Origin of the sequence: Streptomyces sp. WG7 (assembly GCF_049975785.1) — a bacterium.
GTDB lineage: Bacteria > Actinomycetota > Actinomycetes > Streptomycetales > Streptomycetaceae > Streptomyces.
Genome location: NZ_JBNGGE010000001.1, coordinates 17,631 through 30,223 on the forward strand (window position 1 = coordinate 17,631; position 12,593 = coordinate 30,223).

The 12,593-nt window shown below is 72.2% G+C and carries 10 protein-coding genes; 7 read left to right on the forward strand and 3 right to left on the reverse strand.

Going from position 1 to position 12,593, the window contains the following annotated elements; genetic code table 11:
- Positions 1 to 43: 43 nt before the first annotated feature.
- Positions 44 to 307 carry a WhiB family transcriptional regulator gene (locus ACP4J0_RS00070; RefSeq protein WP_006134669.1) on the reverse strand — a complete coding sequence of 88 codons (264 nt, stop codon included), beginning with the start codon at positions 305 to 307 and terminating at the stop codon, positions 44 to 46.
- Positions 308 to 1,001: 694 nt separating this feature from the next.
- Here ACP4J0_RS00070 and ACP4J0_RS00075 point away from each other — a divergent pair.
- The 4 genes from ACP4J0_RS00075 (at position 1,002) to ACP4J0_RS00090 (ending at position 5,026) form a co-directional block, all read left to right on the forward strand.
- Positions 1,002 to 1,559: a cysteine dioxygenase gene (locus ACP4J0_RS00075; RefSeq protein WP_426596507.1), complete on the forward strand. Its 558-nt coding sequence runs from the start codon at positions 1,002 to 1,004 to the stop codon at positions 1,557 to 1,559.
- Positions 1,560 to 1,592: 33 nt separating this feature from the next.
- Complete coding sequence (gene cofD / locus ACP4J0_RS00080) at positions 1,593 to 2,576, forward strand: 2-phospho-L-lactate transferase (RefSeq protein ID WP_426596508.1); 984 nt, start codon at positions 1,593 to 1,595, stop codon at positions 2,574 to 2,576.
- On the forward strand, positions 2,573 to 3,904 hold the full coding sequence (locus ACP4J0_RS00085) for a coenzyme F420-0:L-glutamate ligase (RefSeq protein ID WP_426596509.1): 1,332 nt from the start codon (positions 2,573 to 2,575) through the stop codon (positions 3,902 to 3,904). Before cofD ends, ACP4J0_RS00085 begins: the two co-directional genes overlap by 4 nt.
- Positions 3,905 to 4,021: 117 nt before the next feature.
- Positions 4,022 to 5,026: a DNA-3-methyladenine glycosylase family protein gene (locus ACP4J0_RS00090; protein ID WP_426596510.1), complete on the forward strand. Its 1,005-nt coding sequence runs from the start codon at positions 4,022 to 4,024 to the stop codon at positions 5,024 to 5,026.
- Between the two features lie 262 nt (positions 5,027 to 5,288).
- On the opposite strand, the gene ACP4J0_RS00095 is transcribed toward ACP4J0_RS00090, so the two are convergent.
- Together ACP4J0_RS00095 and ACP4J0_RS00100 are read right to left on the reverse strand one after the other, a co-directional pair.
- Complete coding sequence (locus tag ACP4J0_RS00095; RefSeq protein WP_426596511.1) at positions 5,289 to 6,371, reverse strand: sugar phosphate nucleotidyltransferase; 1,083 nt, start codon at positions 6,369 to 6,371, stop codon at positions 5,289 to 5,291.
- Positions 6,372 to 6,475: 104 nt separating this feature from the next.
- Entirely contained in the window at positions 6,476 to 7,900 is a 1,425-nt protein-coding gene (locus ACP4J0_RS00100) for a peptidoglycan recognition protein family protein (RefSeq protein WP_426596512.1), read from the reverse strand.
- Positions 7,901 to 8,039: 139 nt separating this feature from the next.
- Between ACP4J0_RS00100 and ACP4J0_RS00105 the strand changes: the two genes are divergently transcribed.
- The 3 genes from ACP4J0_RS00105 (at position 8,040) to ACP4J0_RS00115 (ending at position 12,477) form a co-directional block, all read left to right on the forward strand.
- The gene (locus tag ACP4J0_RS00105) at positions 8,040 to 8,804 is read left to right on the forward strand and encodes a TIGR03089 family protein (protein WP_426596513.1); all 765 of its coding nucleotides are present in this window, start codon (positions 8,040 to 8,042) and stop codon (positions 8,802 to 8,804) included.
- A gap of 332 nt (positions 8,805 to 9,136) precedes the next feature.
- Positions 9,137 to 10,372: an LCP family protein gene (locus tag ACP4J0_RS00110; RefSeq protein WP_426596514.1), complete on the forward strand. Its 1,236-nt coding sequence runs from the start codon at positions 9,137 to 9,139 to the stop codon at positions 10,370 to 10,372.
- Between the two features lie 269 nt (positions 10,373 to 10,641).
- On the forward strand, positions 10,642 to 12,477 hold the full coding sequence (locus tag ACP4J0_RS00115) for an LCP family protein (protein ID WP_426596515.1): 1,836 nt from the start codon (positions 10,642 to 10,644) through the stop codon (positions 12,475 to 12,477).
- Positions 12,478 to 12,593 lie beyond the last annotated feature (116 nt).

Sequence of the window (12,593 nt, forward strand, 5' to 3'; positions counted from 1 at the left end):
GGGCCGTTCCTGCCGTTCCCGCCGGTTTTGTGCGCGTGGCGGGTCAGACGGCGGCCTTCTTCAGGCGGCGGCGCTCCCGCTCGGACAGGCCGCCCCAGATGCCGAAGCGCTCGTCGTGGGCAAGGGCGTACTCGAGGCACTCGGAGCGGACCTCGCAGGCGAGGCAGACCTTCTTGGCCTCCCGGGTGGAGCCGCCCTTCTCAGGGAAGAAGGACTCGGGGTCGGTCTGGGCGCACAGTGCGCGCTCCTGCCAGCCGAGTTCCTCGTCCGCGTCGTCGACCAGCAGTTGCTGCACCAGCTCGGTCATGTGCGCCCCTCGTCTGTCTTTCGCGTCCCCGTGATCCAGCCGTTACCGTTTCCGGCTGAACGACACGAGTGAAATTACAAGTGTGCTGCTCCGGGCGAGTCAAGCCGAGATCTGCTATTGGGCCCCTTATTCACTCTGCGGAACCAAGGCCAAGCGGAAAGTGTTCAAATCGTCCTAAACCTCGACGTACCGACGAGACCCACCGGGACACCCGGCCCGCGCGGCGCCCGCACCAGGAAGGACGCCCCCGCGTTCGATCCCGTTCCGATACACGCGCCGAAGCGAGGCCGATCACATTCGGATCACAGGATCGCAACGGGGGTTGCGCGCCGGGCTTGTGCGCCATGTGTCCCGGAAGCCGCCTGAGCAAACCTTTCACCTGCGAGATGAACCGGATGAGGTGAAACATGTCCCACATATCGGGCAACGAGTTGACAGTGCCGGTGTGGACCGCTGTCCTTGTGGGCATGCTCGCGAACTTGGCGCTCACCTCGACCCGCACCGCCGGGTCCCACGGTGCTGCCCGCGCTCGCCGTAGCTGTTGTTGCTGTTCCAGCTGTTGAGCAAGCCACGCTCCGGCTGTCCCGGGTCCACGCGACCCGACTCTCCCCCTCCGCCCCACCAGGGCGTCTTCGCTTCTCGTCTCGCTTCTCACCACTCCCCCGCACTCATCTGCCGAGGACCCACCGCACCCATGAACAGCGACAGCGACCTCCAGATCGCCGGCGACATCCTCGAAGTCCCCCACCTCCTGCAGGCACCGCGCGAGCACCCGGCCACCGTCGCCGAGTTCGTCGGCCTGGCCCGCTCCATCGCCGCCGACCGGTCCGAGTGGGAGCACCTCGTCCGGTACGACGCGACGACACGCTGGTACCACCGGCTGCGCACCGGTCCCGGCTACGAGGTCTGGCTGCTGTCCTGGGTGCCCGGCCAGGGCAGCGGACGCCATGACCACGGCCCCTCCTCCGGGGTGCTGACCGTCCTGGACGGCACCCTGACCGAGCGCACGGAGCGCGCCACGCGCGAGTTGCGGGCGGGGGCCCAGCGGGTGTTCGCGCCGGGCTACGTCCACGAGGTGGTCAACGACGCGCTGGAGCCGGCGGTCAGCCTGCACGTCTACTACCCGGGCCTGACGGACATGCCGATGCGCTCCGCGCACTCCGCGCACTCCGCGCGGTGCTCGGCCGCGGGTGCCGGTACCGGCGCGGGTGCCGGTGCGGGTGCCGGTGCCGGTGCCGTGACGACTGCCTGACGCACTGTCGTCCCCGCCTGCAAGACTGGGGCCATGCGCATTGTGGTTCTGGCAGGCGGCATCGGTGGTGCCCGGTTCCTGCGTGGTCTGAAGCAGGCCGCGCCCGACGCGGACATCACGGTCATCGGCAACACCGGGGACGACATCCACCTCTTCGGGCTGAAGGTCTGCCCGGACCTCGACACGGTGATGTACACGCTCGGCGGCGGCATCAACGAGGAGCAGGGCTGGGGGCGGGCCGACGAGACCTTCCATCTCAAGGAGGAGCTCGCGGCGTACGGGGCCGGGCCGGAGTGGTTCGGGCTCGGCGACCGGGACTTCGCCACGCACATCGTGCGGACGCAGATGATGGCCGCCGGATATCCGCTCAGCGCGGTGACGCAGGCGCTGTGCGACCGCTGGAAGCCCGGCGTGCGCCTCATCCCGATGAGCGACGACCGCGTGGAGACGCACGTCGCCGTCACGCTGCCCGACAGCGGCTCCGCCGACGGGTCCGGGGAGCGCAAGGCGGTCCACTTCCAGGAGTACTGGGTACGGCTGCGGGCCTCGGTCCCCGCCGAGGCGGTCGTGGCGGTCGGCGCCGAGCAGGCGAAGCCGGCGCCCGGAGTCCTGGAGGCCATCGCGGAGGCGGACGTGATCCTCTTCCCGCCCTCCAATCCGGTCGTCTCGGTCGGCACGATCCTCGCCGTGCCCGGCATCCGGGAGGCGATCGCCGACGCCGGGGTGCCCGTGGTGGGCCTGTCCCCGATCGTCGGGGACGCGCCCGTGCGCGGGATGGCCGACAAGGTGCTCGCGGCGGTCGGCGTGGAGTCCACGGCGGCCGCGGTCGCTGAGCACTACGGCTCGGGGCTGCTCGACGGCTGGCTGGTCGACACGGTCGACGCGGAGTGCGTCACGCGCGTGAAGGCGGCCGGCATCCTCTGCCGCGCCGTTCCGCTGATGATGACCGACCTCGACGCGGCGGCCCGGATGGCCCGGGAGGCGCTGACGCTGGCGGAGGAGGTGGCGCAGGCGTGAGCGACGGCGTGCGTGACGGGGTTCCCGGTCACCGGGGAGGCTACCGGGTGTGGGCCGTCCCGGGCCTGCCGGAGACGCAGCCGGGCGACGACCTGGCCAAGCTGATCGCGGCGGCCGAGCCCGGGCTGGCCGACGGGGACGTGCTGCTCGTCACGTCCAAGATCGTCTCCAAGGCGGAGGGACGTGTCGTACGGGCCGCCGACCGGGAGGCCGCGATCGACGCGGAGACCGTACGGGTGGTGGCCCGGCGCGGCGCGCTGCGCATCGTCGAGAACCGCCAGGGCCTGGTCATGGCGGCGGCCGGAGTCGACGCCTCCAACACACCGTCCGGGACGGTGCTGCTGCTCCCCGAGGACCCGGACGCCTCCGCGCGCCGCATCCGCGACGGGCTGCGCGACGCGCTCGGCGTCGACGTCGGCGTGGTCGTCACCGACACGTTCGGGCGGCCCTGGCGTGCCGGGCTCACGGACGTGGCGATCGGTGCCGCCGGTGTGCGGGTCCTCGACGACCTGCGCGGGGGCACGGACGCCCACGGCAATCCGCTCGGCGCCACCGTCGTCGCCACCGCCGACGAGCTCGCCGCCGCCGGCGACCTGGTCAAGGGCAAGGCCGCGGGGCTGCCCGTCGCCGTCGTACGCGGGCTCCCGCAGGTGGTCGCCGAGGACGACGGCGAGGGCGCGCGGGTGATGGTGCGCGGCGCGCGCGACGACATGTTCCGGCTGGGCACGTCGGAGGCGGTACGGCTGGCGGTCACCCAGCGCCGTACGGTACGGGCCTTCACGGACGAGCCGGTCGACCCCGGTGCCGTGCGCCGCGCGGTGGCCGCGGCGGTGACGGCGCCCGCCCCGCACCACACGACGCCGTGGCGGTTCGTGCTGCTGGAGTCTGCGGGCTCCCGCACCCGGCTGCTGGACGCGATGCGGGACGCCTGGATCGCGGACCTGCGGCGGGACGGCAAGAGCGAGGAATCGATCGCCAAGCGGATCCGGCGCGGCGACGTGCTGCGGAACGCGCCGTACCTCGTCGTCCCCTGCCTGGTCATGGACGGCTCGCACACCTACGGGGACGCGCGGCGCGACGGGGCCGAGCGGGAGATGTTCGTGGTCGCCACCGGCGCGGGCGTGCAGAACCTGCTCGTCGCGCTCGCCGGGGAGCGGCTGGGTTCGGCGTGGGTGTCCTCGACGATGTTCTGCCGGGACGTCGTACGGGACGTGCTGGGGCTGCCGGGTGACTGGGACCCGATGGGGGCGGTCGCGGTCGGTCATCCCGCCGAGGAGCCGCGGGCGCGGCCGGAGCGGGACGCGGGGGCCTTCATCGAGGTGCGGTGAGCTGTCGGGCCGAGCGCCTACCCTCGTAGGGACTTGTCTTTTCCCCCGTCTCTTTCCCTCGTCTCTTTCCCTCGTCTCTTTCCCTCGTCTCTTTCCTTCGTCCCAAGGACCTCACCCGTGGCAGGACGTTTCGCCCCCCGGCCCGCGCGTGCTTCGGCGCGCGGCGGGGAGGCCGTCGTGCCCGCGGCCGGTGTGCCCCGGCAGGCACTCGCGCCGGCGAAGGTACGGGTGTGGGCGCCGGACGGGCCGCACGAGCTGGGGCTGGTGCTCGGTCCGCTGCGGCGCGGGCCCGGCGATCCGACGTTCCGGACGATGCCGGACGGCTCGGTGTGGCGGGCCAGCCGGACGCCCGCCGGGCCGGGCACGCTGCGGGTCACCGCGCGCGGCGGTGAGGTGCGGGGCGAGGCCTGGGGGCCGGGTGCGGAGTGGCTGCTGGAGCAGCTGCCGCGGATGCTGGGCGCCGACGACGACCCGTCCGCGTTCGTGCCGCGGCACCGGCTGCTGGCGCTGACGCGGCATCGGCGGCCGGGGCTGCGGCTGACGCGGACCGGGCTGGTGCTGGAGTCGCTGATTCCGTCGATCCTGGAGCAGAAGGTCACGACGCTGGAGGCGTACCAGGCGTGGCGGCTGCTCGTACGGAGGTACGGGGAACCGGCGCCGGGGCCCGCGCCCGGGCGGATGTGTGTCATGCCGTCGGCGCGGACGTGGGCGCTGATCCCGTCCTGGGAGTGGCACAGGGCCGGGGTGGACGACAAGCGGGCGTCGACGGTCCTGCGGGCCGTACGGGTCGCCGCGCGGCTGGAGGAGGCGGCCGGGATGGAGCCGGCGGCGGCGCGGCAGCGGCTGGAGGCCGTGTCCGGGATCGGGCCGTGGACGTCCACGGAGACCGTGCAGCGCAGTCACGGGGCGCCGGACGCGGTGACGGTGGGGGATCTGCACCTGCCGGGGATCGTGGGGTTCGCGCTGGCCGGGGACCGGGACGCGGACGACTCCGTGATGCTGCGCCTGCTGGAGCCGTATGCCGGGCAGCGGCACCGGGCGGCCCGGTTGGTGTTGCTGAGCGGGCGGGTGCCGGAGCGGCGGGCGCCGCGGATGGCTCCGCGGGGGATCGAGAGGCTTTGACGCCGGCCGGCCGGCCCGGTGCCTGTCGGCTGCCCGGTGTGTGCACCGGCTGCCCGGTGCGTGCGGACCGACCCGGTGCGTGTGTGTGGGCTGCCCGGTGCGTGCGGGAGGACGGTTGGGGCCGGGAGGACGGTTGGGGGCGGGGTGCGCGGCCCGGCGTCGTGCCGCACCTGGTGCCGCCCGGCCGTTCGGGCACGGGAGGAGGAACGACTGTCCGCAGCCCGGGCGGCGGGGCGCCGCCCGCGGCTGAGGTGGCCGGCGGCTACGCGTCGGACGAGAAGCGCAGGGACGCCGGGGGGATGTGGGCGTCGCACCAGATGCGGGCCCCGGAGCGCAGTTCGTTGTCGGCGCCGATGACGGCACCGTCGCCGATGACCGTGTCGCTGAGTATCGACCGGGTGCCCACACGGGCGCGGGTGCCGATGAGGCTGTCGGTGATGACGGCGCCCGGTTCTATGACGGCGCCGGGCAGGATGGTGCTGCCGAAGACACGCGCGCCCTCCGCCACGAAGGCGCCCTCGCCGACCACCGTGCCGCCGGCCAGCTTGGCGTCGGGCGCGACCCGTGCCGTGGGCAGGACGAGGCGGTCGCCGCAGCGGCCCGGTACCGCCGGGGACGGGGCGCGGCCCATGACCAGGTCCGCCGAGCCGCGTACGAAGGCCGCCGGGGTGCCCAGGTCCAGCCAGTACGTGGAGTCGACCATGCCCTGGAGGTGCGCTCCGGTGGCCAGCAGGTCCGGGAAGGTCTCGCGTTCGACCGAGACCGGGCGGCCCGCCGGGATCGTGTCGATGACCGAGCGGCGGAAGACGTACGCCCCCGCGTTGATCTGGTCAGTGACGATCTCCTCGGGTGTCTGGGGCTTCTCCAGGAAGGCGAGCACCCGGCCCGTGCCGTCCGTGGGGACCAGGCCGTACGCCCTCGGGTCGGTCACCTTCGTCAGGTGCAGGGAGACGTCCGCGCCCGTCGCCCCGTGCGTGCGGACCAGGGCGCCGATGTCCAGGCCCGTCAGGATGTCGCCGTTGAAGACGAGGACCGGGTCGTCGGGGCCCGAGTGCAGCCGGGACGCCACGTTGCGTATCGCGCCGCCCGTGCCGAGCGGCTCCTCCTCCGTGACGTACTCCAGGTGGAGGCCCAGGGCCGAGCCGTCGCCGAAGTACGGTTCGAAGACCTCCGCCAGATAGCTCGTCGCGAGCACGATGTGCTCGACGCCCGCCGCTTTCGCCCGCGCCAGCTGATGCGTGAGGAACGGCACCCCCGCCGCCCTGACCATCGGTTTCGGGGTGTGCACCGTGAGCGGACGCAGCCGCGTGCCCTTGCCGCCGACCAGGAGGATCGCTTCTGTCACCTGTCGTCTCTGCTTCCTGCCGGGACCGGCCGAGCTTTCTTTCGGCCGGCCAGTGTATGCAGACCGTTCCATGGCGCCTTCGATGGCCGTGCGGTGTTCCGCCCTCAGCGGCCCTGGTACTTGGCCGCCGTCGAGCGGGTCGTGCCGAGCTTGTCGTAGAGCTTCTTGCCGGGGCAGCTCGTGGCGAAGCCGTCGCGATGACCGGAGATGACGTTGAGTCGTACGTTCTTGCCCTTTCCGTAGAGATTGCCACCACCGGACTTCAGGTATGTCTTTCCGCGCGGATTCATGCCGTACAGACCGAGCTTCCACGCGGTGAGCCGGGCGACCGCCTTCACGGCGGCGGACGACGGCTTCTTGGAGGTGTACGTGCCGAGGACGGCGATGCCCATGCTGTTGGAGTTGAACCCCAGGGTGTGGGCGCCCAGTACCGCCTTGGACACGCCTCCGGCCCGTCCCTCGTAGATCTTTCCGCACTTGTCGACGAGGAAGTTGTAGCCGACGTCGCGCCAGCCCATGCTGTTGACGTGGTAGCGGTAGATACTGCGAATGACTGACGGCGCCTGCTTGCAGGTGTAGTTGTTGCCCGTGGCCGAGTGGTGCACGAAGGCCGCCTTGACCTTCTTCGTGTACACGAACTTCCGCTCGCGCAGCTTCTCGTCGGCGCCCCAGCCGCGGCGCGTGGTGATGCCCGGGCGGGGGCCGACGTACGGCTTGGTCTTCTGCTGCGCCGTCAGCGCGCCGGTGCCGCCCTGGGCGAGGAGCGCGGCCTCGGTCCCGGCGCGGTCCAGGGCCGGGATCTCGGTGGCGCCGAGCGGGGCGAGGTCCGTGTTGACGGCGGATGCGGCGACGGCTTCCGCGGACTCGTCGGCCATGGACGTCGTGGCGGTGGTGGCGGTGGTGCGGGGGCCCTCCTCCGGGTCCGGGGCCGCCGCGGGCGGGGCGCCCTCGCCGGGGTCGACGAGTTCGAGGCGCATGCCCGTGGGGAGGGGGGAGGCGGCGGTCTGGACGGCCCCGGTGGCCTCCGTGGTCCTGGGGGCCTGGGAGGTGCTCGACGCTCTCACCCGTACTTCCACACCGTCGGACTCGCCCACCCACAGCGGGGCGGTGGCGCCGCGGACGCGGTCCGACGCGCTTTCGGGGGTGCCGGGGTCGGCGGCATGGTCCGCGTTGTGGGTCTCCAGTTCCTGCCAGCCGGACCAGGTGCCGGTGGCGGTGGCGCGGGTCCGGACCTGGACGTGGCCGTGCAGTTCGGTGTCCGGGTCGTCCCAGACGACACCGACCAGCGAGAAGTGGCGTACGTCGCGGCGGGGCACGCCCTGTTCGACGGCGCCGGGGGTGCGGTTGTGGGTGAGGGGGGCGAGGGGCAGCGACTGGGTGCTGCCGGGGACGTACGCCTCGGGCCGCACCGTTCTGCCGGTCGTGGGCTCGGCCGCGGAGGTGGCTGCCGCCGCCGCGGGCGGGGCGAGAGGGAGGGCCAGGGCGGCCGCGCACGTGACACCGATCGAGGAAGCAAGGAATCCACGCATGCCCCCGATCGTGGACATCACCGTACAAATCTGTCCATCCGTGATCTGACGGGCTGTAGGGCGTTTTCGTCCGATCCGGTGGCCGCGCGGTACGCCGTACGCTCGGTGCACGCCCGTGGGCCCGCGTACGCTTGCGCGGGTGAACGCGACCGACCGCACCCCTGCCGACCTGCTGAGTTCCGCGCTCGCCGCGGACCCGGGACGCCCCCTGGTGACCTTCTACGACGACGCCACCGGCGAACGCGTCGAACTGTCCGTGGCCACCTTCGCCAATTGGGTGGCCAAGACCGCGAATCTGCTCCAGGACGAACTGTCCGTCGAACCCGGCGACCGGGTCGCTCTGCTGCTGCCCGCGCACTGGCAGACGGCGGTGTGGCTGCTGGCGTGCGCGTCGGTGGGTGTCGTCGCCGACGTGGCGGGTGATCCGGCGGCGGCCGACGTGGTGGTGAGCGGGCCGGAGCCGGAGATGCTGGAGGCGGCGCGGGCGTGCTCGGGGGCGCGGGTCGCGCTGGCGCTGCGGCCGCTCGGGGGGCGGTTCGTGCCGCGTCCGCCGGAGGGCTTCGCCGACTACGCGGTGGAGGCGCCGGGGCAGGGTGACCGGTTCGTGCCGTACGTGCCGGTGGACCCGGAGGCACCCGCGCTGATCGTGGCCGGGCGGGAGTTCAGCGGGGCGGAGGTCGTGGAGCGGGCCCGGGCCCAGGCGTCGGGGCTGGGCCTCACGGGGCCGGGTGCGCGGATCCTGTCGGGGTTGCCGTACGACACGTGGGAGGGGCTGAGCGCGGGGCTGTACGCGCCGTTGGCCAGTGGGGGGTCGGTGGTGTTGTGCCGGCATCTGGAGCAGGCGGAGGCGGGGGCCGTGGACCGGCGGATCGAGGCGGAGAGGGTGTCGGCCACGGCTCGTTGACCGCCCGTCCCGGAAGCCGACCGTTCCGCCCCGGAAGCCGACCGCTGCGTCCCGGAAGCCGGCCGTTCCGTCCCTGAAGCCGACCCCTGCGCCCCTGAAGCCGGCCGTTCCGTCCCTGAAGCCGGCCCCTGCGCCCCTGAAGCCGGCCGTTCCGTCCCTGAAGCCGGCCCCTGCGCCCCTGAAGCCGACCCCTGCGTCCCTGTAGCCCGGAAACCGACCACTCCGCCCCTGAGTCGACCCTTCCGTCCCCCGAAGCCGACCGCTCGCCGCGGCCGGCCCTGCGCACCCCCGTTCGGGTCAGTCCCGCTCCGCCCCCTGCGCCCGCTCGGGGCATGGTCGTAGGAGCGCACGTGTGCGGGACGGAGGGAGACGTGAGCGGTGACGACGCGGGCACGCCCCTCGGTGGGCCCGGAACCGGCGCGGGGGCTTCCGCGACCGGGGGCGGGCTGAGGCGGCGGCGTCGGAGGCGGCGGCTGGGGTGTGCGGGGATCGCCGTCGCCGTGCTGGCCGTGGCTGCCCTGGGCGTCGGGTGGACGGTGTACACCAGGCTGGACGGCAACATCACGGCGGACGAGGCGGCGGCGGCCGAGCTCGCCCGGTACGAGGAGGAGCGGCCCACCGCACTGGTCCGCGGCGCGCGGAACGTACTGGTGATCGGGTCCGACTCGCGGTCCGGTGACGGCAACGCGCGCTACGGGCGGGACTCCGGGACCGCGCGGTCGGACACCATGATCCTGCTGCATCTGGCCGCGGACCGGGACAGTGCCACCGCCGTCTCCCTCCCCCGCGACCTGATGGTGGACGTGCCCGGCTGCCGCCGGCCCGACGGGTCACGCACCGAGCCGGTGTTCGCGCAGTTCAACTACGCCTTCGAGGCGGGTGGTTCGGCGTGCACGATCCGCACGCTGGAGAAGCTGACCGGCATCCGGATCGACCACCACGTCGTCGTCGACTTCCAGGGCTTCGAGGAGATGGTCGACGCGCTCGACGGCGTCGAGGTGTGCCTGCGCGAACCGGTCGACGACAAGGACGCCGAGCTGAAGCTGCCCGCGGGCCGGGTGACGCTCGACGGGGAGCAGGCGCTCGGCTACGTCCGCGCCCGCAAGTCGCTCGGAGACGGCAGCGACACCGACCGGATGGACCGGCAGCAGCGGTTCCTGGGGGCGCTCGTCAACAAGGTGCGGAGCGATGACGTACTGCTGAATCCGGTGAAGCTGTACCCCGTCCTGGATGCGGCCACGTCGTCCCTCACGACCGATCCGGACCTGGCGAGTCTGCGTGGTCTGTACGACCTCGTGCGCGGACTGGGCGGCATTCCCACCGAGCGCGTGCAATTCCTGACCGTCCCCAGGGAGTCCTACGCCGGCGACCCCAATCGCGACCAACTCGTGGAGCCCGACGCCGGGAAGCTCTTCACCCGCCTGCGGACGGACGAACCCGTGGCGGTCGCCGCGACCGCCGGGCGGGATACGGCGACCGGTTCCGGAAACCCCCGTGATCCCGGCCCCGGAGATTCTCCGGCGCCGACGTTCAGCGGGAACACCGCCGCGAAGGACATCTGCGGGTAAAACGCGTTCCGGACGGCGCTGGGCGTACAAGTCATGTGCGGGGCGGGCGCGTCGGAGGGGTCACTTCTCCAATGAATGCGCCGTATTGCCCAGTTGTAAGTTCGATTAAATGCATCACTTTTGTCGCCCTGTACCGAACAGGGCGGTTAGTGTGAGCGATCCGGTGTGCCCGGCCACGAGGCTCTGCCCGCGGCCGGGCGCCGAATGAGCTGGACCGGGCGCCGGGAGGGGAAGGCGCCGCGTGGCACCGACGGAGGACTCGGACAACCGTGGACGCGCAAGGCCGTGGGCGGGCGGACGGCATCGACCCCGCAGACCAATGGGTACTCAATCCGGAGACCGGCGAATACGAATTGCGACTGACCCCTTCCGCACCGCAATCGTCGGTCCCGCGGCCCCGGGGTGCCGCATCCGGCGGAACCCGCGATTCCCGTGGTTCCCGCGATTCCCGTGGCTCCCGTGATTCACCTGGTTCCCGTGATTCACGTGAGCCCGGCGGATCCGGCCCGCCCGGCGGATCGCGCGACCGCGGCGCACAGGCTTCGGCGACCCCCGGCCATGAGGTTCCCCCTCCCCGCAGGCGCCGTGCGGCACCCGAGGAGCCGCCACCCGGGCGGCGCGGGCGACGGCGGCCGGCGCAGAAGAAGTCGAAGGGCAAGAAGGTCCTGCTGTGGACCGGCGGCATCATGGCGTTCGTCGTCCTCGCCGCCGGCACGGCCGGCTACCTCTACCTGCAGCACCTCAACGGCAACATCAAGTCCGTCGCCGACGACGGCGCGAGCACCGGTGGCTTCCAGAAGGACAAGGCGATCAACATCCTGCTGATCGGCACCGACAAGCGCACCGGCGCCGGCAACGAGGGGTACGGCGACACGGGCAGCGCCGGCCACGCCGACACCACGATCCTCCTGCACGTGTCGAAGGACCGCTCCAACGCCACCGCCCTCAGCATCCCCCGCGACCTGATAGTCGACATCCCCGACTGCCCGACCACGCAGGAGGACGGGACGACGAAGGTCATCCAGGGCTCCACCGGCGTCCGTTTCAACAACAGCCTCGGCCAGGACGGCCGTACGCCCAGCTGCACCATGCGGACCGTCACCGAGCTGACCGGGATCACGGCCGACAACTTCATGGTGGCCGACTTCAACGCGGTCAAGACGCTCACGACGGCGGTCGAAGGCGTCGAGGTGTGCCTGGCGAAGGACATCAACGACCCCGACTCGCACCTGGATCTGCCCAAGGGCAAGCACACGATCGAGGGCGAGGACGCGCTGGCCTTCGTACGCACCCGGCACTCCGTGGGCTTCGGCGGCGACCTGAGCCGCATCGAGATCCAGCAGCAGTTCCTCAGCGCGCTGATGCGCAAGCTCAAGTCCAACGACACGCTCACCAGCCCGTCGAAGATGCTGAACCTGGCCGAGGCCGCGACCGAGGCACTCACCGTCGACTCCAAGCTGGACGACATCAGCAAGCTGAAGGACCTCGGGCTGGAGCTGGGCAAGCTCAACACCAAGAACCTGACCTTCGCCACGGTGCCGGTGAGGGACAACCCGGCCGAGAAGATCCCGGTGACCGTCGTCCTCCAGGACGGGCCCGCCCAGCAGGTCTTCGACATGATCAAGAACGACGTCTCCTTCACCGAGGTCAAGCAGAAGGAGAAGCAGCAGCAGCAGAAGGAGGCCGCTGCCGTCGCCGCCCGCCTCAAGGGCGAGAAGTCCGACCCCTCCGAGGTCCGCGTCCGCGTCCTCAACGGCGGCGCCGCCAGCGGCAGCGCCCAGCGGGAGCTTCAGTACCTCCAGACCGAGGCCGGCGTCACCAAGTCCGAGAACGGGGGCAACGCCCCCGCGGACATCGCCAGGACCACCCTCGAATACGCCCCCGACCAGGCCGACCAGGCCCGCGCCCTCGCCGAGATCCTCGGCCTGTCCGGCGCCGCCATGAAACCCGGCGAGAGCGTCACCAACGCCCAGGGCCTGCCCACCATGACCCTCACCCTCGGCAAGGACTTCAAGGGCGCCGGAGTCAAACTCAACGCCACCTCCGGGAAGGCGCCCAAGGAGGTTCAGAAGTCCACGGCCGACAAGGTCGAGTGCGCGAAGTGACCTGACGGGCCCCGCGCGCGTCTGACAGTACGACCGTCCGTCGGTGCGGCCGCCCATCAGTGCGGCCGCACATCGGTACGCCCGTCCAGTGGTGCGGCCGTCCAGTGGTGCGGCCG

What these genes read in the sequence shown, in the direction of transcription:
- ACP4J0_RS00070 (WP_006134669.1), bottom strand. Translation starts at nt 307, where the DNA reads ATGACCGAGCTGGTGCAGCAACTGCTGGTCGACGACGCGGACGAGGAA.
- ACP4J0_RS00075 (WP_426596507.1), top strand. Translation starts at nt 1,002, where the DNA reads ATGAACAGCGACAGCGACCTCCAGATCGCCGGCGACATCCTCGAAGTC.
- cofD (WP_426596508.1), top strand. Translation starts at nt 1,593, where the DNA reads ATGCGCATTGTGGTTCTGGCAGGCGGCATCGGTGGTGCCCGGTTCCTG.
- ACP4J0_RS00100 (WP_426596512.1), bottom strand. Translation starts at nt 7,900, where the DNA reads ATGCGTGGATTCCTTGCTTCCTCGATCGGTGTCACGTGCGCGGCCGCC.
- ACP4J0_RS00110 (WP_426596514.1), top strand. Translation starts at nt 9,137, where the DNA reads ATGGTCGTAGGAGCGCACGTGTGCGGGACGGAGGGAGACGTGAGCGGT.